Below are 17,888 nucleotides of genomic sequence, written 5' to 3' on the forward strand. Positions count from 1 at the left end.
CGACAGAAAGAAGCAGTGATTTCCATGGCCAAGCGAATCGACGTCAGCGGCCTCTCCGCGTACTACGGCACCCACAAGGCCATCGACGACATCTCGATGACCGTCGAGCCGCGCTCCGTGACGGCCTTCATCGGCCCGTCCGGCTGCGGCAAGTCGACCTTCCTGCGCACCCTGAACCGGATGCACGAGGTCACCCCCGGCGGCCGCGTCGAGGGCAAGGTGCTGCTGGACGACGAGAACCTCTACGGCGCCGGGGTCGACCCGGTCGCCGTGCGCCGCACCGTCGGCATGGTCTTCCAGCGCCCCAACCCGTTCCCCACGATGTCGATCTTCGACAATGTCGCGGCCGGACTGCGGCTGAACGGCTCGTACAAGAAGAGCGAGCTCAAGGACATCGTCGAGAAGTCCCTCAAGGGCGCCAACCTCTGGAACGAGGTCAAGGACCGCCTCAACAAGCCCGGCTCGGGCCTCTCCGGCGGCCAGCAGCAGCGGCTGTGCATCGCCCGCGCCATCGCGGTCGAGCCCCAGGTGCTGCTGATGGACGAGCCCTGCTCGGCGCTCGACCCGATCTCCACCCTCGCCATCGAGGACCTGATCGGCGAGCTGAAGGAGCGCTTCACGATCGTCATCGTGACGCACAACATGCAGCAGGCCGCCCGTGTCTCGGACCGCACGGCGTTCTTCAACCTCGCCGCCGTCGGCCAGCCCGGCAAGCTGATCGAGATCGACGAGACCGAGCGGATCTTCTCCAACCCCTCGATCCAGGCCACGGAGGACTACATCTCCGGCCGCTTCGGCTAGGCCGGCCCCGGCCGACGCCCCTCAAGCGTCCTGCGGTGCTGCATGGCGGTGCCACCGCAAGACGAAGGGCCCGCCCCTCCTTCCCGGGGGGCGGGCCCACTGCTTTTCCGCGTCAGCGGTTCTCGTCGGACGTCAGCCGAAGGCCAGCTGGATGAGCCAGTACGCCAGGGCCGCAACGCCCGCCGCCGCCGGCATGGTGATGAACCAGCCGGTCACGATGTTCTTGGCGACGCCCCAGCGCACCGCGCGCGTGCCCTTGGTCGAGCCGACGCCCATGATCGCGGAGGTGATGACATGGGTCGTGGAGATCGGCGCGTGGAACATGAAGGACGCGGTGTACATGACCGAGGCGGCCGTGGTCTCCGCGGCGAAGCCCTGCGGCGGGTCCAGCTCGATGATCCGGCGGCCGAGCGTCCGCATGATCCGCCAGCCGCCGGCGTACGTACCGAGCGAGAGGGTGATCGCACAGGCCAGCTTGACCCAGAGCGGGATGGCCGCGTTCTGGTCCTCGACATCGGCGATGACCAGGGCCATCACGACGACACCCATGGTCTTCTGGGCGTCCTGAAGACCGTGGCCGAGTGCCATGCCCGCGGCGGAGACGGTCTGGGCTATGCGGAATCCACGCTTGGCCTTGTGCGGGTTGGCCTTACGGAACATCCACAGGATCACGACCATCACCAGATAGCCGAGCACCAGACCGACGACCGGTGAGATGAACATCGGCAGGACGATCTTCTCGACCACACCGGACCAGATCACCGTGGTGCCACCGGCGAGCGCCGCACCGACCATGCCGCCGAACAGCGCGTGGGAAGAGGACGAGGGCAGCCCGAAGTACCAGGTGACCAGGTTCCAGACCACCGCGCCGAGCAGCGCGGCGAACAGGATGCCCATCCCCTTGCTGCCGTGGGGAGTGGCGATCAGCCCTTCGCTGACCGTCTTGGCGACCCCGCTGCCGAGGAAGGCACCGGCGAGGTTCATCACGGCGGCCATCGCCAGGGCGGCCCGCGGGGTCAGTGCCCGGGTCGAGACCGAGGTCGCGATGGCGTTGGCGGAGTCGTGGAAGCCGTTGGTGTAGGTGAAACCGAGCGCGACCGCAATGGTCACGACAAGCGCGAAGGTATCCATGGCCGGGGCTCAGGATTCCTTTACCGCGATGGTCTCGACGGTGTTGGCGACGTGCTCGAAGGCGTCCGCCGCCTCCTCCAGGATGTCCACGATCTGCTTGAGCTTGAGCACCTCGATGGCGTCGTACTTGCCGTTGAAGAGGTGGGCGAGCAGCTTGCGGTGGATCTGGTCGGCCTGGTTCTCCAGGCGGTTGACCTCGATCCAGTACTCGGTGAGGTTCGACATCGTGCGCAGGTTCGGCATCGCCTCGGCGGTCAGCTCGGCCGCCCGCGCCAGCACCTCGATCTGCTGCTCGACGCCCTTGGGCAGCTCCTCGACCTTGTAGAGGACGACCAGATCGACGGCCTCCTCCATGAAGTCCATGATGTCGTCGAGGGACGAGGCGAGGTTGTAGATGTCCTCGCGGTCGAACGGCGTGATGAACGACGAGTTCAGCTGGTGGAAGATCGCGTGCGTCGCGTCATCTCCCGCGTGCTCCGCCGCACGCATCCGTTCGGCGATCTCGGCCCGCGCGGAGGCGTCCGCCCCGAGCAGTTCCATCAGGAGTTTGGAGCCTGTGACGATGTTGTCCGCGGAGGCGGCGAACATGTCGTAGAAGCTCGTCTCCCTGGGGGTCAGACGAAAGCGCACGTGAAATCCTCGGGGTGCATCGGATTCGGTCGAGTTGATGCTAGGCGCATCATCCAGCCACTGCTAACCGGCATTCCTTCAGTGTCGCCCATCGGGCAGCATGCTCTGCACGGGGTACCGCCGATGCCCGCAAAGTTCGGTAGCATATACCCACCAGGGGTATATGGATCGCCTAAATACCACGGGAGACGGCCATGACGACCACGGACGCCGACGCCACCGGCAGCACCGCAGCCGCCGCGGCCTGCCACCCTCAGGGCGAGACCCCGACCGTGACGGATGCCGCAGAGACTTCCGCACCGGCCGGTGTGCACGGCTACGCACAGCAGAAGGACGCACACATCAAGCGACTGCGCCGGATCGAGGGCCAGATCCGCGGTCTGCAACGGATGCTCGAAGAGGATGTCTACTGCATCGACATACTCACCCAGGTCTCGGCGAGCACGAAGGGCCTCCAGTCCTTCGGTCTCCAGCTCCTGGAGGAGCATCTGCGGCACTGCGTCGCCGACGCAGCGGTCAAGGGCCCCGAGGCCATCGACGCCAAGGTGCAGGAGGCGACCAAGGCGATCGAGCGGATGCTGCGCACCTGAGGAGCGCTACTCCGGCTCCCCGGCCGGGTCCCGGTGCTCCCCGTCCACGTCCAGCACCTCGTCGATACGGTCCGGGCTGAGCCGCTCCTCGCTGGCCGCCGCGGCCGCGATCATCAGCTCGCCGGTCAGGTCGATCTCGACGAGGGCTACGTGGTCCTGAACGGTCGTGGGTCGGTTGCCGGCCACGTACAACACCTCCTCCTTCGAGCGCCTTCCCACACCTTGGTGGTCAACGCCCAGCGTAAAGACGGGCGCACGCTCCGCGCATGGCACGGATGGACCATTTCCGCCATGGGGCAAACGCCGCTGTCACATGCCGCACCCCGGACATCTCGCCCTAAGGGGAAGCCGAAGCGATCTTTCCCGCATAGATGTCACGCCGGTCAGGGAGCCGCACCGCGACCCGGGCACCGAACCCGGACAGCTCCGTCGTCGAGGTCACCGACGCCCCGTTGGGCGCGCCGTTGGCGAACCGGAACCGCTGACGCACCTTGCGCAGCCGCCCGGCCTCGTCCAGGTACGCATCGAACGGCACCACGTCGGTGGTGAACCCGTGCTCCGCGGCGGCCAGCGCCGGCCGGCTGCGCGGTGACGCCGCCCGGGCGGCGTCGGCAATGTCCGTCGTGCCCCGGTAGTGCCGCACCCGTACGCCATCCATCCGCTCCTCTCCCTGATAGGTCACCTCCCGTGCGCCGCGCAGCAGTTCGGCCGCGGTCAGCGGGTCGGTGGCGCCGCCGGTGACCAGATTCCCGTCGGCGAGCGAGACGGTGTCGATCCGCACCCATTTGTCGGCCGGCACCCCCGCCCCGCGGTTCTTCATGTACAGCGCGCCGGGCGCGAGGATCTCCGTGATCGGCTGACGGCCCTCACCGGGCCGGCCCGCCGGGTCGGGCAGGACGACGCGCAGTCGCCCGGTGCTCGTGGTGAAGTCGTAGCCGCCGGTGCCCCGGATGGCGACGCGGGTGCCGCCGCTGACCGTCTCCATGGCCGTACGGACCTCGGCGGAGCGGGCCCGGACCAGGGCGTCGGCGCTGGCGCGGACCGCCTCGGCGGCCGCGGCGGCGGACCGGCCGGGCGGCTCCTGGTCGTCGGCCGCGGCGCCCTCGGAGGAACAGCCCGTCGCCAGCAGCCCGACCGCCAGACCCGTCCCGCACGCCACGGCAACCGCGGCCGCGCCGCCTCGCCTGTCCTGCACCACCATCGCGTACGAGCCCCCTCGGCCGCTGTCTTCGGGACCGGTCTGGGCGCCCGGTCCGCTCGGGAGGGTCGGACGTTCCGCAGGCGCCGAGTCTGACGTTCCGTCGACCGCTCCGTTCAACGACCGTTACGGGGGCTCGTCACGCATCGGCACCTGGGGCGCGTAGCGTGGACGGGTGCCCGACCGACTCCCCCATGCGACCTCCACCACCGAACGCGGGTCCTTCTGTACGGCCCGTTGTGTCTGCGGGTGGCGGGGGCCGGCCCGGCGCGCCCGTTCACAGGCGCGCACGGATGCGGAGCGCCATCTGACCGAGTCCGCGGGCCTGGATACCGGCCGCCCGCTGGAATGAGTCAGTCCGTTCCAGGAACCCCGAAAGCCCGTACGGCATCTGGGTAGTCAGGGAAGCAACAGCACCGCGCCCGTAACGGAATTCAAGGGCGGAAACCGGACAGTTCCGAACAGCGCGGAGTGCTCCTGGGCACCGCGGTCCACGGGGGACGCGCCGCCGCACCGCCCGGATGCTGTGCTCCCCCGCACGCGCCCCGCGGTCACGGCCGGCGGCGCCGGCCGCGCCGCCACCGGTGCCCCGGTCCGCTCCGGGCCCCCGCAGGCGGGGCGAGACCGTACGACATCGAGGGGGACTCATCCCAGTGAAGCGGCGCACTCTCCTACAGGCCGGCACCGGACTGGCGGCGACCTCGGTCGCCTTTGCCACGGGCTGCGACAAAAAGGCCGGCGCGGCGGGCGCGGCCCCCGCCACCGAGGCCGCGGCCGGCGCCGGTGCCGCCCAGACCAACGGGGTCTCCGCCGCGGGCGCCTCCCGGGCCACCCAGGCCAACTGGAGCGCGCTCGGCAAGAGCCTGGACGGACGGCTCATACGGGCCTCCGACGCCGCCTATGCGGCCGCCCGCCGGCTCTACAACACCCGCTACGACAGCCTGAAGCCGTCGGCCATCGCGTACGTCAAGCACCCGTCCGACATCGCCGAATGCCTGGCCTTCGCCCGGCGCTACGGCACCCCGGTCGCCATCCGCAGCGGCGGCCACTCCTACGCGGGCTGGTCCAGCGGCAACGGCAAGCTGATCATCGACGTCTCGGCGCTGTCCAAGGTGGGCGCCCCGTCCGGCGGCACCACCCGCATCGGCGCCGGCGCCAAGCTCATCGACGTCTACGAGGGCCTGATACCGCACGGGGTGACGCTGCCCGGAGGCTCGTGCCCCACCGTCGGCATATCCGGCCTCACGCTCGGCGGCGGCCATGGTGTGGTCTCCCGCGCGTACGGTCTGACCTGCGACAGCCTCGTCGGGGCCACCCTGGTCACGGCCGACGGCAAGACCGTCGAGTGCGACCGCAAGCAGCACGCCGACCTCTTCTGGGCGCTGCGCGGGGCCGGCAACGGCAACTTCGGTGTGGTCACCGAGCTCCGCTTCCGTACGCATCCGGCGCCGCGCGCGGTGATGGCGTACATGACCTGGCCGTGGTCCAAGGCGGCGAAGGTGGTGGCGTCCTGGCAGAAGTGGGGCCCGACGCAGCCCGACGAGATATGGTCCGCCTGCCATCTCGACGCGCGCCCCGGCGGCACCCCGTCGGTCTCCGTCGCCGCCTTCTCCCTGGGCGGCTACCGCGAGCTCCAGAACGCCGTCGACAAGCTCGCCGACCAGCCGGGCGGCCCGGGCCCCGCCACCACCGTCCGGCTCACGCCGAAGGGCTACCTGGACGCGATGGAGGCCTACGCGGGCTGTTCGTCGAAGTCCACCGCGCAGTGCCACGCGCCCGGTTCACTGCCCGGCCAGACCGGCGCCGGCCAGCTGGGCCGGGAGACCTACGCGGCCCGCTCGCACTTCTTCGACCGCGCGCTGTCCGCGGCCGGCATCCAGACCATGCTCCAGCAGATCGAGAGCGGCGGCCGCAAGGGCGTGGGCGGCAATGTGGCGCTGACGGCGCTGGGCGGTGCGATCAACCGCGTCGGCCGCACCGACACCGCCTTCGTGCACCGCAAATCGCTGTTCCTCGCCCAGTACTTGGCGTCCTGGTCGCCGAACGGCTCGTCCGGCACCCGCACAGCGTGGCTGAATTCGTTCCATGACGCGATGCAGCGGTACTCCTCGGGCGCCGCGTACCAGAACTACACCGACCCGGGCCTGACCAACTGGAAGTCCGCCTACTACGGCGCCGCCGCCGGCCGGCTCGCCGAGGTCAAGCGGACCTACGACCCGCAGCGGCTGTTCAGCACCTTCCCGCAGGCGCTCTGAGCGCGCCGGAGAGCCCGCCGGACGAACACGGACGGCCCGGTCCCCGCGAGGGGTCCGGGCCGTCCGCATCCGCCAGGTCCTCACCGGCCCTCACGGGCCGGGAACTTGCCGCCTCAGGCCGCCAGATCCTTGTCCCGCTCCTTCTGGCCGCTCGGCAGCGCCGGTCCGGTGGCCACCACCCGGCTGCCCTCGGCGTCCCGCCCGGACCGCCCGCCGGCCGGCTCGACCGGCACGCCCGGCGCCCGGACCAGCCAGGCCAGCTTCGAGCGGCCGATCGCCGTCGTCAGCGGCACCAGCAGCGCCTGGGCGAGCGGGGCGAGCAGCAGCGCGACGGCGGTGCCCAGCGCGAAGCCGCCCACCACGTCGGTCGGGTAGTGCACGCCCATGTAGACGCGGCAGAAGCCCTCGGCGAGCGCCAGCGCGATCCCGATCAGGCCGTACTTGCGGTGGGCGACGAACAGGCCGACGCCGACCGCCATCGTCAGCGTCGCGTGATCGCTCACGAACGAGAAGTCGCTCTTGCCCTGGATCAGCACTTCCAGCCCGGCGTGGTCCTTGAACGGCCGCGGCCGCTCGACGAACCCCCGGATCGGGATATTGGCCAGCAGCGCGATCCCGGCGGCCAGCGGCGCCCAGACCAGACCCGCGACGACGGACGGCGCGCCCGGCCGGCGGCGCGCGGACCACCAGGCGACCAGGCACAGCACCGCGAGGGCGGCGATGATGCCGTACTCGCCGATGTACTCCATGGCCTTGTTGACCCAGTGGGGGGCGTCCTTCGCGAGGCCGTTGATGCCTTCGAGCACGTCGACATCGGGGTTCGGCCCCTCGAGTGCGAGTCCAGCCATCTGCCGCGGCCCCTTATCTTTCGCGCGCGCGAGCGCGTTGGTGTGCTGCCAACCCCCGTGGTCGTCGAGCGTGTGCTGCTTCGAGCGCTGCTACGTCCCCACGCAAAGGAAACGCCATGCCCGGGCCGGGCGTTCCATCCTCCACGGGATGATCACCAGGACGTTATCGAAGCTTGACTCATCGCTGCAGTTCAGGGCCTTATGTTCACGCAGCGTTCGTAGCGGGGAGCGCTTTTGCGCCATCGGAGGTGACCCGGGTCGCCCCGATGTAATCCGGTGTGTCGATCTTGTCGAACCGGATCACGGCTCCCGTATAGGGCGCATTGATCATGTACCCGCCACCCACATAGATCCCCACATGGTGGATCGACCGCGGATCGTTCAGGTCGTACGCGAAGAACACCAGGTCCCCGGGGAGCAGCTCACTCCGCTTCGGGTGCGGACCGGCGTTCCACTGGTCGTTCGCCACCCGCGGCAGCTCGATGCCCACCGAGTGGTACGCCGCCTGGGTCAGCCCGGAACAGTCGAACCGCCCGCCCTGCGCGGCCGTGCCCGTCCCGCCCCACAGATAGCGCGTCCCGAGCTTGTCCTGCGCGAAGTAGATGGCGCCCGCGGCCTGCCGGGACGGCGCCACCGGCCCGGCCGGCGCCTCGAAGCTCTTCGCCAGCGTCGTGATCGTCTTCACGTAGTTCTGCGTCTCGCGGTACGGCGGCACCCCGTTGTACTGGATCACGCGGTACGCCCCGGCGTTGTACGCCGCGAGCATGTTGTGCGTGGCGTTGCCCGGCGCGCGCTTGACGTAACTGGCCAGCTCACAGTCGTACGACGCGGCCGACGGAATGGCGTCCTCCGGGTCCCAGACGTCCCGCTTCCCGTCGCCGTTGCCGTCCACCCCGTGCGTCTCCCAGGTCCCCGGGATGAACTGCGCCATCCCCTGCGCGGCCGCCGGGCTCTGCGCCCTCGGGTTCCACCCGCTCTCCTGATAGAGCTGCGCCGCCAGCAGCGCGGGGCTTATCGCCGGACAGAGCGTGCCCCACTTCTGCACCAGAGCCTGATACGCGGCCGGCACCGCCCCCTTCGCCAGTCCGGCCGCCCGGCCGCCCGCCCCGGCCAGCCCGGCCGCCACCGTGTACGTACCGATCACGAGCAGCGCGAGCAGGCAGCACAACAGACCTGCCCCGAGCCCACCGGCAACCCAGAATTTCCGCACCCCACAACCCTCCCTCATTCAGGCGCGGTTCACTGCCTTTTTCCGGCCGCTTGCTGCGCGTTGCGTCACACGGGAGGCGCAGGGGGCGCTCCGGCCGGGCGCGATCCCGCTCACACCGACACCCACCGCACCGCCGGATGCGCGACACTGCACACGGACCCCGAACCAGGACGAGAGCCATGGACCCGAACAATCAGAAGCAGCTGAACCGTCACCTGTGGTGGCGGGTGGCGTATTTCCTGTTCGCCATCCACCTGGTGGCACTCGTCATGATCTTCGCCATGTCGCACGCCCCGAAGTAGCCGCAGGACGCCGGGCGCGCACCCCTGCGCCGCCGGCCCGATGATCATTGCTCAGGGTTATCCACCGTGATACACACGGTGAGACCAGTCGGTTCAATGGACGGCGTACGCGCACCCGTACACGCCGCCCCCATCGGATCCGTCGAAGAAAGGCGCCGAGTCGTCTTCTGACGGCGCGTTCGTCAGCGAAGATAGAAGTCCGGCCTGTGCCGCACCGGCACAGAGCAGACAGCGAACGACCCATAAAGGGGCGGTGAGTTCACACATGGCGCAGATGTCACACATGCTTCTTGCGGCCGAAAAGGGCGACATCACCACCATCATCGGCGGAATCGCCCCGGACTGGGGCCCGTTCGGAAGCCTGGGCAACGAAGCCCGGGTGATGGTCGAGGTGGTCATGGCGGTGGCGATCCTGCTGTGCCTCGGCATCGCGATCTGGGGCGCCGCCAAACAGCGCATCGGCGCCACCGCGCTGCGCGACACCTTCAGCGCCGAACAGGGCAAGGGCCTGATCGTGGCCGGCCTGACCGGCGTCTTCATCATCGGCTCCCTGGGGACGCTGTTCACCATCGTCTACGGCATGGCGGTCTAGAACGTGCCCGCACGGCCCTGACCGCCCCCGGCACGGCGGCCTGCCCTGGCAGCGCTCCGCGGCCCGGCAGCCACCACCGCCGCCGGCACCGACCCGCGCACCCGGGGCAGGCGCCCGTCCCCGCGCCGCCCCCATGCGCCCCCGCCCGTCCTCTCTCCGCCGCCCCGTGCCTCCACCCGCTTCCACCGGCCGCACCTTCCCTGCCGAGGCCCCATGCTGACGCCCACTCACCCCGGCCCGTCGGGGCCCGACGCATGCCCTGATCACCCCCGCCACCAGCGGACCGATTGGGCTGCCCGCCGCGCGGGGACAGGTGGACCCGGGGGCCAAGCGGGTCCCCGAAGGCCACGACGGACGCGGAGCAGACGATGAGCACAAATAGCCCAGAGTCCCCCATTCGCCTCCGCCGCACCGCATCTGAGGACCCGTCACGGTGAGATGTACTCGTACCACTGCGCCCGAGCTGCCGCCCACGCGGCTACGGTCATATGAGGGCGGCACAACGACGGCACGGACGGCGGCAGAGGGGGCACAGGCGCGATGAGTCTCAGTGACGACAGCGGCTACGGCGGCGACGGCCACCGCGGCTCCGGGACGGGCCAGACCCGGACCAGACTTCCCGACAGCGAGGGCGACCTCTACGGCTCGGCCCGCCGGCCGCGGGCCGGCATGTCCAGCCGCAACCTCGTCACGATCGTCGGCGTGATCGTCCTGCTGCTCGCGGCCATCGCCTTCGCCAACCGCAGCGGCAGCGGAAACAACGACTCCCCCGGCGACTCCGCCAAGGACGCCGGCGCGGGCCCCGCCCGCCCCACGGCCCCCACCGGCACCAAGCCGGTCACGGGCAGCAGCGGCGGCATCGCCTCGGGCTTCGCCAAGACGGAACAGGGGGCGCAGTCGGCGGCGGCGAACTACGTGGTGGCGCTCTCCAGCGACGGGATGTACAAGTCGGACCAGCGCGATGCGATCGTCAACGCCGTCTACACCCCCTCCGCAGCCGCGGCGCGCAAGGACAGCCTGCGCAAGGTCTACACGGACCCGAAGTTCCTCGGCCGGGCCGGCCTCAAGACGGACGGCAGCGTGCCCGCCGGAATGACCTTCGTCGCCCGGGCCAACCCGGTCGGAACGAAGACCGAGCAGTTCAAGGGCACCACCGCCAAGGTCGCGGTCTGGTACTCCCAGTTGTTCGGCCTCGCCGGCCAGGGCTCCCAGACCCCGGTTGCGGAGAGCTGGTACACGTCCACGATGCAGCTCCAGTGGGTGAACGGGGACTGGAAGGTCGCCGGCCTCAGCCAGAAGGCCGGCCCTGCCCCGGTCGGCGGCGACCAGACCGCCGCGACGGCCACGGACATGTCCAAGGCCGTCCAAGGGTTCGGAGGGTTCACATATGCGAGGTAACAACCGACGCCGGGCCCTCGCCGTCGCCTCGGCACTCACCGGCCTGCAGACGACGCTGATCGCCCTCTCCTCCCGTGCGTTCGCGGCTCCCGACCCGAAACCGACCGACGGCGCCTGCGATCTGCTCACCGACAAGGCCAAGGAGCTCTGCGAACAGCGGAGCACGGGCGGTGGCGATGGCGGCACGTCCAACCCGGGCGGCGGCCTCACCGACTCCAACCCCCTGGACCCCCTCACCTCCCTCGCCAAAGGCTGTGCCAAAGCCGCCGCCTGGATCGTCGACAAGCTGTCCGACGCCGTGAACGCCACCTCCCAGGTGGACTTCACCAATGCCGCGTTCCTGCGGCAGTACGCCGTCGTCTTCGCCGCCTCCACCGTCCTCACGCTGGTGCTGTGGCTGCTGGCCGTCGCCAAGCGGGCGGTCCGCGGGGTGCGGCTCACGGAGGCGATCAGTGAGGCGGTCGGGCTCCTCTGGCTGACCGTGCTGGCCTCCGCGTTCACCCCGCTGATCCTCTACACGGTCGTCTCGGCCACGGACGGCGTCACCAAGATCATCGCCAAGGGGACGGGCGCACAGACCGACACGTTCTTCGGAGCGTTCTCGCAGGCGCTCACGAAGGGCACCGACATCGGCGGCGGCCCGATCATGCTGATCGTGGTGTCGCTGGTCTCCGTGCTCGCCGCCGGTGTGCTGTGGCTGGAGCTGGTGATCCGGGCCGCGCTGCTGTACGTGGGGGCGCTGCTCGGCACGGTCGTCTACGCCGGGCTGGTCGACAAGAACATGTGGGGCCATGTGCGCCGCTGGGCGGGCATCATGATCGCGGTGATCATGGTGAAGCCGGTCATCGTGATCGTGCTCGGCATCGCCGGGGCGCTGTCGTCCAACAAGGGTCCGAACGCCATCTCCGCGGTGGTCTCCGGCCTCTCGATCATCCTGCTGGCCATCTTCGCCAGCGCGGTGCTCTACCGCTTCGTCCCCGGCTTCGGCGACGAGATCGCGGCGTCGAGGAACAACCGGATGAGCCGGGGCGCGGAGAACGCCGCGGCCGCCGTGCTCAGCTCCCCTGCCGCGCTGGTGTCCCAGGGCATCAAGACCCACAGCTCCCGCAGCTCCGGCGGCGACGGCGGTCAGCAGGGCGGCGCGGGCGGCCAGTCCCGGCCGGCCGACGCCGTCTCCGGTGGCGTCGCGGCCCACGGCTCCCGCTCCGGCGGCGGCCGCGCCCCGTCCGCCCCCGCCACCCCCGCTCCCCGTACGAACCCCGGTCCCGGCAGCAGCTCCCGCACCGGCAAGACAGCAGGAGGTGAGGGGCGTTGAGCACCCAGTCCCACCCGATCACGCCGCGCCGCACCTATCTGATCGGCCGGGCCCGGCCCAATGCGATCGTCGGCAAGAACCGCGAGACCGGCGAGATCGCGCTGATCATCGCGGGCGCGTTCCTCGGCATGATGTGCGGGCTGCTGGTGCCCGTCCTCTCGCTGCGGATCGTGACGCTCACCGGCTTCCCGATGCTCGCCCTCGCCGCCGTCTACGTCCCGTACAAAGGCCGCACGTTCTACAGGTGGTTCGAGATCCGTCGCAGCTTCCGCCGTACGGTCCGCAAGGGCGCCGTCTACCGTTCCGGAGCCGCTGAGGCGGGCGTACGGCTGGACGGCCGCGAGGTCGAGATCGGCCCGCCGCCCGGCATCGGACGGATCAACTGGCTGTCCGCGCCGTTCGGCCCGGACGAGATCGCCGTGCTGCTGCACGCCGACCGCCGTACCGTCACCGCCGCCATCGAGATCGAGGGCCCCGGCGTCGGACTGCGCGACAGCGAGGACCAGGAGGCCCTGGTCGACCGGTTCGGGACGCTGCTCAAGCACGTCGCCAACGGGGACGGCTTCGTGACGCGGCTCCAGATGCTGGCGCGTACGCTGCCCGCCGACCCGGACGCGCACGCCAAGGACGTCGCCCAGCGCGGCGACGCCGCCTCCCCCAGCTGGCTCCAGGAGTCCTACGACCAGCTCCAGTCGATGGTCTCCACCTCCTCCGAACAGCACCGCGCCTACCTCGTCGCCTGTATGCACTACACCCGCGAGCTGGCCGTCGAGGCGCAGACCATGGCGCGCGCCGCCCGGATGCACCAGGGCGGGCTGCTGCGCAAGAAGCTGGACCGGGACGCCGGTCTGGCGGTGGTGATGGCCCGTGAGCTGACCGACATCTGCGCCCGGCTCGCCGAGGCCGACATCCGCGTCCGTCAGCCCCTCGGCCAGGCCCGGCTCGCCTCGCTGGTGCACTCGATGTACGACCCGGACCACCCCATCGACCACATCCAGGCGATGAGCAAGCGCAACGCCTGGCCGGCCGAGCTCGATGCGATGGAGCCGACGTACCTCCAGGCCAAGACCCGCGAGTCGTCGACCCGGGCGCCGTGGTGCCATGCCACCGCCTGGGTCAAGGAGTGGCCGCTGACCCCGGTGGGCGTCAACTTCCTCGCGCCCCTCCTGGTGCACACCCCTGACGTGATCCGTACCGTCGCGGTCTGCATGGACCTGGAGCCCACCGAGGTCGCCATCGAGCGGATGCTGACCGAGAAGACCAACGACGACGCGGAGGCCAGCCGCGCGGCGAAGATGAACCGCGTGGTGGACCCGCGCGATGTGGCGCACCACGGCCGGGTCGACCAGCGCGGTGAGGACCTGGCGTCCGGCGCGGCCGGCGTCAACCTCGTCGGCTACCTCACGGTCTCCTCCCGCTCGCCCGAAGCGCTCGCCCGCGACAAGCGCACCATCCGCGCCTCGGCCGGAAAGTCCTACCTCAAGCTGGAGTGGTGCGACCGCGAGCACCACCGGGCGTTCGTCAACACTCTGCCGTTCGCGACCGGGATCCGCCGCTAAAGCCGCTGGGAGGCGCGTACGTCATGGCCATGTTCGATCCGCTCGGTGCCCTCACCGACGCGTTCACCAGCTTCCTGTTCGGGAAGGTGGAGACGACCCGGCTGCCCGTACGCACCTCCACCGGTCAGGCCCAGGCGGTCTATCTGCCCACCGCGGCCCCCGGCCTCGGCGACTCCGGCGTGATCATCGGCCGCGAGGTCTACAGCGGCAAGGGCTATATCTACGACCCGTTCCAGCTGTACGGCCAGCAGCTCCCGGCCCCGCACTGGCTGGTCCTCGGCGAGTCCGGCAACGGCAAGTCCGCGCTGGAGAAGACCTATGTCCTGCGCCAGCTGAGGTTCCGCGACCGGCAGGTCGTCGTCCTGGACGCCCAGGGCGAGGACGGTGTCGGCGAGTGGAACCTCATCGCCCAGGAGCTGGGGATAACGCCCATCCGCCTGGACCCGACCGCCGCCCTCAACGGCGGCATCCGCCTCAACCCCCTCGACCCGTCGATCACCACGACCGGCCAGCTGGCCCTGCTGCGGACGATCATCGAGGTCGCGATGGGCCACGGCCTGGACGAACGCTCCGGCTTCGCCCTCAAGGTCGCGCACGCCTACGTCAACGAGACCATCACCGACCGGCAGCCCGTCCTCACCGACATCGTCGAGCAACTGCGGCACCCGGAGGCCGAGTCGGCCGAGGCGATGAACGTCGACATAGACGACGTACGGGCCTGGGGCCTGGACGTCGCCCTCGTGCTGGACCGCCTGGTCGACGGCGATCTGCGCGGCATGTTCGACGGCCCGACCTCGGCAGGCATCGACCTGGACGCCCCGCTGATCGTCTTCGACCTCTCGCACATCGACCGCAACTCGATCGCGATGCCGATCCTGATGGCGATCGTGGGCGTATGGCTGGAGCACACCTGGATCCGGCCCGACCGGAAGAAGCGGATCTTCCTGGTCGAGGAGGCCTGGCACATCATCAACTCCCCGTTCGTGGCCCAGCTCTTCCAGCGTCTGCTGAAGTTCGGCCGCCGGCTCGGCCTCTCCTTCGTGGCCGTCGTCCACCACCTCTCCGACGTGGTCGACGGGGCGGCCGCGCGGGAGGCCGCGGCCATCCTCAAGATGGCCTCCACCCGGACCATCTACGCCCAGAAGGCGGACGAGGCGAGGGCGACAGGCAGAGTCCTCGGCCTGCCCCGCTGGGCCGTGGAGATCATCCCCACCCTCACCCCCGGCATCGCCGTCTGGGACGTCAACGGCAACGTCCAGGTCGTCAAACACCTCATCACCGAGGCGGAACGCCCGCTCGTCTACACCGACCGGGCGATGACCGAGGCCTCCGCGATGCCGACGGACGAGGCGCGCGCCCTCGAAGCGGCGGCGGACGCCGAGGCCGAGGCGCGCGCCGAGGCGATGGCGATGGAGCGCCGGTGGAGAGACGAGTCGAGCGAGACGGTGGCGTGAGGCGCGGATACGACGACGAACGAGACGGCGGCCGCGGCTACCGCGATCCGCACGCCAGCCGCGGTGGGCGCGGCATCCCCGACTCCCTGCTGGTCGGGCTGCTCGCCTTCCTGCTGGGCCTGACGCTGCTGGTGTGGACGGCGACCGGCCTGGCCGGCCTGTTCGCGCACGGCGCCTGGCCGGACGGCGTGGACTACTCCGGTACGCCGATGGCGCTGCGCCATCTGGTCTCCGCACCGCACGACATCGCCGCCGCCTGGCCCGAAACCCCCAAGGGCCAGCTCTCCGGCTACGGCCTCTTCTGGGGCATCCTCATCGGCGAGCTGATGGTGCTGCTGGTCCTGACCATCTTCACGATGGGCACCGTCACCCGCTACCGCGCCGTACGGGCCGCGCGGCGTACGAAGGCCCGACGGGCCAACGAGGACGCCCCGGCCGCGCGTTCACTCCACACCCCGCAGGAAACCACGGCCCCCCAGGAGCCCGCCCCGGCGCCCTCGGCAGCCCCGACCACTCCGCTCACCCCGTCCCCGGACGCCTCACCGTCCCCGGACGCCTCACCATCACCGGCCACCCCGCCGACCGCTTCCGCCGCCCCGCCCACGGCCGGCACCGCCCCCGTCACGGCCGACGCCACCACCCCCGGCACCCCTCCCACCGGCCCCGTCCCGGAACAGCGCACCGCCTCCCCGGCCGCCCCCACCCCCGGCAGCGAACTCCCGCTCCCCCGCGTCCAGTTCTCCACCTCCGACCGGGCCGCCACCCTCGCCGCGGCCGTCGCCACCGCCACCGCGGCCCCCGGGCCCCTGATCGTCGCCACGACGGACCCCACCCTCTGGGCGGAGACCAAGGACGCCCGCGCCAAGCTCGGCCCGCTGCTGACCTACGACCCGACCCACCGGCTCGACACCCCCGCCCGGCTGCGCTGGTCGCCGACCTCCGGCTGCGACGACCTCGCCACGGCCACCGCCCGCGCCACCGCCCTGCTGGCCCCCGTACGGCCGTCCGGCACCCTGGATTCGGCGGTCGCGGACGCCGCGCAGACCCTGCTGCGCTGCTGGCTGCACGCCGCCGCGGTGGACGGCCGCCCCTTCCGCCAGCTGCACCGCTGGGCGCACGCCACCGGCGCCGCCCAGGAACCCGTACGCATCCTGCGCACCAGCCCCAAGGCGTCCGCCGGCCAGGCCGGCGAGCTGGAGTCCGTACTCACCGCCCACGCCGAACGCCGGGAGCTGGCCAAGGAGTTGGTCGGCCGGGCACTGACCGCCCTCTCGTCCATCCACATCCGGGACGCCTGCAATCCACTTCGAGCGGATTCGGCCATTCTCGAATCATTTATCGATGAGGGGGGAACGCTCTACGTGGTAGGCGAACCCATCGAGGATCCGCGTACCGACCCGGGTGCGATGCCACTGCTCACCGCACTCCTCTCGAGCGTGGTCGAGCACGGCCGCCGCATGGCCGAACGGTCATCTGACGGTCGGCTCGACCCACCACTCACCCTCGTCCTGGACGACATCGCGGCCCTCGCCCCGCTGCCCGCGCTCCCCGACCTCCTGGAAACCGGCCGGACGCGCGGCCTGCTCACCCTCGCCACCATGCGCTCCCAGGAACAGGCCCGGGCCCGCTGGCCCCACCGCTCACTGCCGGTCTGACCCCCGGCCCCCTCGGCGACACCACCACGGCCCGCGAGCGCGACCGCCCACTGTTGTCCCCCTCGCCCCAATCACCCCTCTCACCCCTCCCTCCTCTTGAGCACCATCTCCCGCTCCACAGCAGCCGCATTCTTCGGATCAGCCATGGTCCTTCCCGTCGCCACAAACCCCCTCGCCCGATAGAACGCCTCGGCCCGCCCGTTCTCCTCGTGCACCCACAGCCGTACCCGGTCCACCGCCGGCTCCGTAAGCCCCCAAGACCACTCCATGGCCGCGCCGAACAGCTCCTGCGCCAGCCCGCTCCCCCGGCACTCCGGCCGCACATACACCCCGACCAGATGCGTCTGCGGCACCTCCTTGTCCTCCTCCACCAGGACGACCACCATGCCGCCCCAACTGCCGTCCGCCGCTTCCCCGATGAAGGTGGTCCCTCCCTTGCGCGCACCGACCCGCCCGGCCCGCCGCTGCCAGACCTCGTCCGGGTGGGCTTCCGCCTCCTCAAGGGTCTCGTTGAACGCCACCCGGGCCACCGGATCGCCCAAGGCCGCCAGCCTCAGCTCCCTGAACTGCTTCCACTCATCCGCCTTCACCGGCCTGATCACATAACCCATACGGCTCAGGATCCCAGCGGAAACGCAAAAAAGCCCCGTGGGAACAAAGTTCCCACGGGGCTTTTCTCAAAATTTGTTCGGCGGCGTCCTACTCTCCCACAGGGTCCCCCCTGCAGTACCATCGGCGCTGAAAGGCTTAGCTTCCGGGTTCGGAATGTAACCGGGCGTTTCCCTAACGCTATGACCACCGAAACACTATGAAGTTGACCAACCCGGCAAAACACAGGTCGTTACTTCAGAACCTACACAGTGGACGCGAGCAACTGAGGACAAGCCCTCGGCCTATTAGTACCAGTCAACTCCACACCTTACGGCGCTTCCATATCTGGCCTATCAACC

General features: G+C 70.4%; 17 protein-coding genes and 1 rRNA gene. 10 read left to right on the forward strand and 8 right to left on the reverse strand.

Going from position 1 to position 17,888, the window contains the following annotated elements; all coding sequences use genetic code 11:
- Window positions 1-24: 24 nt before the first annotated feature.
- Window positions 25-801: a phosphate ABC transporter ATP-binding protein PstB gene (gene pstB, locus ACZ55A_RS12045; protein WP_468837853.1), complete on the forward strand. Its 777-nt coding sequence runs from the start codon at window positions 25-27 to the stop codon at window positions 799-801.
- Between the two features lie 132 nt (window positions 802-933).
- Here the strand turns inward: pstB and ACZ55A_RS12050 are convergent, their stop codons facing one another.
- Together ACZ55A_RS12050 and ACZ55A_RS12055 are read right to left on the reverse strand one after the other, a co-directional pair.
- Window positions 934-1,932, reverse strand: a complete 999-nt coding sequence (locus tag ACZ55A_RS12050; protein ID WP_468837855.1) for an inorganic phosphate transporter — start codon at window positions 1,930-1,932, stop codon at window positions 934-936.
- A gap of 9 nt (window positions 1,933-1,941) precedes the next feature.
- Window positions 1,942-2,562 carry a DUF47 domain-containing protein gene (locus tag ACZ55A_RS12055; RefSeq protein ID WP_468837857.1) on the reverse strand — a complete coding sequence of 207 codons (621 nt, stop codon included), beginning with the start codon at window positions 2,560-2,562 and terminating at the stop codon, window positions 1,942-1,944.
- Window positions 2,563-2,756: 194 nt separating this feature from the next.
- Between ACZ55A_RS12055 and ACZ55A_RS12060 the strand changes: the two genes are divergently transcribed.
- The gene (locus tag ACZ55A_RS12060; protein WP_468837860.1) at window positions 2,757-3,152 is read left to right on the forward strand and encodes a metal-sensitive transcriptional regulator; all 396 of its coding nucleotides are present in this window, start codon (window positions 2,757-2,759) and stop codon (window positions 3,150-3,152) included.
- A 6-nt stretch (window positions 3,153-3,158) separates the two neighbouring features.
- Here the strand turns inward: ACZ55A_RS12060 and ACZ55A_RS12065 are convergent, their stop codons facing one another.
- Entirely contained in the window at window positions 3,159-3,347 is a 189-nt protein-coding gene (locus tag ACZ55A_RS12065; protein ID WP_468837862.1) for a hypothetical protein, read from the reverse strand.
- A 142-nt stretch (window positions 3,348-3,489) separates the two neighbouring features.
- Entirely contained in the window at window positions 3,490-4,353 is an 864-nt protein-coding gene (locus ACZ55A_RS12070) for an SCO4651 family lipoprotein (RefSeq protein WP_468837865.1), read from the reverse strand.
- A gap of 650 nt (window positions 4,354-5,003) precedes the next feature.
- On the opposite strand from ACZ55A_RS12070, the gene ACZ55A_RS12075 reads away from it, so the two are divergent.
- On the forward strand, window positions 5,004-6,605 hold the full coding sequence (locus tag ACZ55A_RS12075; RefSeq protein ID WP_468837868.1) for an FAD-binding oxidoreductase: 1,602 nt from the start codon (window positions 5,004-5,006) through the stop codon (window positions 6,603-6,605).
- Window positions 6,606-6,718: 113 nt separating this feature from the next.
- On the opposite strand, the gene ACZ55A_RS12080 is transcribed toward ACZ55A_RS12075, so the two are convergent.
- A complete protein-coding gene (locus ACZ55A_RS12080; protein WP_468837871.1) occupies window positions 6,719-7,453 on the reverse strand; it encodes a phosphatase PAP2 family protein in 735 nt (244 codons plus the stop codon).
- A gap of 205 nt (window positions 7,454-7,658) precedes the next feature.
- Window positions 7,659-8,663, reverse strand: a complete 1,005-nt coding sequence (locus tag ACZ55A_RS12085) for a C40 family peptidase (protein WP_468837874.1) — start codon at window positions 8,661-8,663, stop codon at window positions 7,659-7,661.
- 179 nt (window positions 8,664-8,842) lie between these two features.
- On the opposite strand from ACZ55A_RS12085, the gene ACZ55A_RS12090 reads away from it, so the two are divergent.
- The 7 genes from ACZ55A_RS12090 to ACZ55A_RS12120 all read left to right on the forward strand — a co-directional run bounded on the left by ACZ55A_RS12090 (window position 8,843) and on the right by ACZ55A_RS12120 (window position 16,938).
- A complete protein-coding gene (locus ACZ55A_RS12090) occupies window positions 8,843-8,965 on the forward strand; it encodes a hypothetical protein (protein WP_275540846.1) in 123 nt (40 codons plus the stop codon).
- A gap of 283 nt (window positions 8,966-9,248) precedes the next feature.
- Window positions 9,249-9,557: a hypothetical protein gene (locus ACZ55A_RS12095; RefSeq protein ID WP_468837990.1), complete on the forward strand. Its 309-nt coding sequence runs from the start codon at window positions 9,249-9,251 to the stop codon at window positions 9,555-9,557.
- A gap of 540 nt (window positions 9,558-10,097) precedes the next feature.
- Window positions 10,098-10,955, forward strand: a complete 858-nt coding sequence (locus ACZ55A_RS12100; protein ID WP_468837877.1) for a DUF8175 domain-containg protein — start codon at window positions 10,098-10,100, stop codon at window positions 10,953-10,955.
- Window positions 10,945-12,270 carry a hypothetical protein gene (locus ACZ55A_RS12105; RefSeq protein WP_468837880.1) on the forward strand — a complete coding sequence of 442 codons (1,326 nt, stop codon included), beginning with the start codon at window positions 10,945-10,947 and terminating at the stop codon, window positions 12,268-12,270. Before ACZ55A_RS12100 ends, ACZ55A_RS12105 begins: the two co-directional genes overlap by 11 nt.
- The gene (locus tag ACZ55A_RS12110) at window positions 12,267-13,829 is read left to right on the forward strand and encodes an SCO6880 family protein (RefSeq protein WP_468837883.1); all 1,563 of its coding nucleotides are present in this window, start codon (window positions 12,267-12,269) and stop codon (window positions 13,827-13,829) included. The genes ACZ55A_RS12105 and ACZ55A_RS12110 overlap by 4 nt, the downstream gene beginning before the upstream one ends.
- Before the next feature lie 29 nt (window positions 13,830-13,858).
- The gene (locus tag ACZ55A_RS12115; RefSeq protein WP_468837992.1) at window positions 13,859-15,283 is read left to right on the forward strand and encodes an ATP-binding protein; all 1,425 of its coding nucleotides are present in this window, start codon (window positions 13,859-13,861) and stop codon (window positions 15,281-15,283) included.
- The gene (locus ACZ55A_RS12120) at window positions 15,280-16,938 is read left to right on the forward strand and encodes a TraM recognition domain-containing protein (RefSeq protein ID WP_468837885.1); all 1,659 of its coding nucleotides are present in this window, start codon (window positions 15,280-15,282) and stop codon (window positions 16,936-16,938) included. Before ACZ55A_RS12115 ends, ACZ55A_RS12120 begins: the two co-directional genes overlap by 4 nt.
- Before the next feature lie 80 nt (window positions 16,939-17,018).
- On the opposite strand, the gene ACZ55A_RS12125 is transcribed toward ACZ55A_RS12120, so the two are convergent.
- Together ACZ55A_RS12125 and rrf are read right to left on the reverse strand one after the other, a co-directional pair.
- The gene (locus tag ACZ55A_RS12125; protein WP_468837887.1) at window positions 17,019-17,549 is read right to left on the reverse strand and encodes a GNAT family N-acetyltransferase; all 531 of its coding nucleotides are present in this window, start codon (window positions 17,547-17,549) and stop codon (window positions 17,019-17,021) included.
- Window positions 17,550-17,624: 75 nt separating this feature from the next.
- A 5S ribosomal RNA gene (gene rrf / locus ACZ55A_RS12130) occupies window positions 17,625-17,741 on the reverse strand.
- Window positions 17,742-17,888 lie beyond the last annotated feature (147 nt).

This window comes from Streptomyces sp. NPDC034111 (assembly GCF_055575375.1).

Bases quoted from the DNA above. Each gene is read 5' to 3' on its own strand.
- pstB (WP_468837853.1), top strand. From the start codon at position 25: ATGGCCAAGCGAATCGACGTCAGCGGCCTCTCCGCGTACTACGGCACC.
- ACZ55A_RS12050 (WP_468837855.1), bottom strand. From the start codon at position 1,932: ATGGATACCTTCGCGCTTGTCGTGACCATTGCGGTCGCGCTCGGTTTC.
- ACZ55A_RS12060 (WP_468837860.1), top strand. From the start codon at position 2,757: ATGACGACCACGGACGCCGACGCCACCGGCAGCACCGCAGCCGCCGCG.
- ACZ55A_RS12070 (WP_468837865.1), bottom strand. From the start codon at position 4,353: ATGGTGGTGCAGGACAGGCGAGGCGGCGCGGCCGCGGTTGCCGTGGCG.
- ACZ55A_RS12080 (WP_468837871.1), bottom strand. From the start codon at position 7,453: ATGGCTGGACTCGCACTCGAGGGGCCGAACCCCGATGTCGACGTGCTC.
- ACZ55A_RS12090 (WP_275540846.1), top strand. From the start codon at position 8,843: ATGGACCCGAACAATCAGAAGCAGCTGAACCGTCACCTGTGGTGGCGG.
- ACZ55A_RS12095 (WP_468837990.1), top strand. From the start codon at position 9,249: ATGCTTCTTGCGGCCGAAAAGGGCGACATCACCACCATCATCGGCGGA.
- ACZ55A_RS12100 (WP_468837877.1), top strand. From the start codon at position 10,098: ATGAGTCTCAGTGACGACAGCGGCTACGGCGGCGACGGCCACCGCGGC.
- ACZ55A_RS12105 (WP_468837880.1), top strand. From the start codon at position 10,945: ATGCGAGGTAACAACCGACGCCGGGCCCTCGCCGTCGCCTCGGCACTC.
- ACZ55A_RS12115 (WP_468837992.1), top strand. From the start codon at position 13,859: ATGTTCGATCCGCTCGGTGCCCTCACCGACGCGTTCACCAGCTTCCTG.
- ACZ55A_RS12125 (WP_468837887.1), bottom strand. From the start codon at position 17,549: ATGGGTTATGTGATCAGGCCGGTGAAGGCGGATGAGTGGAAGCAGTTC.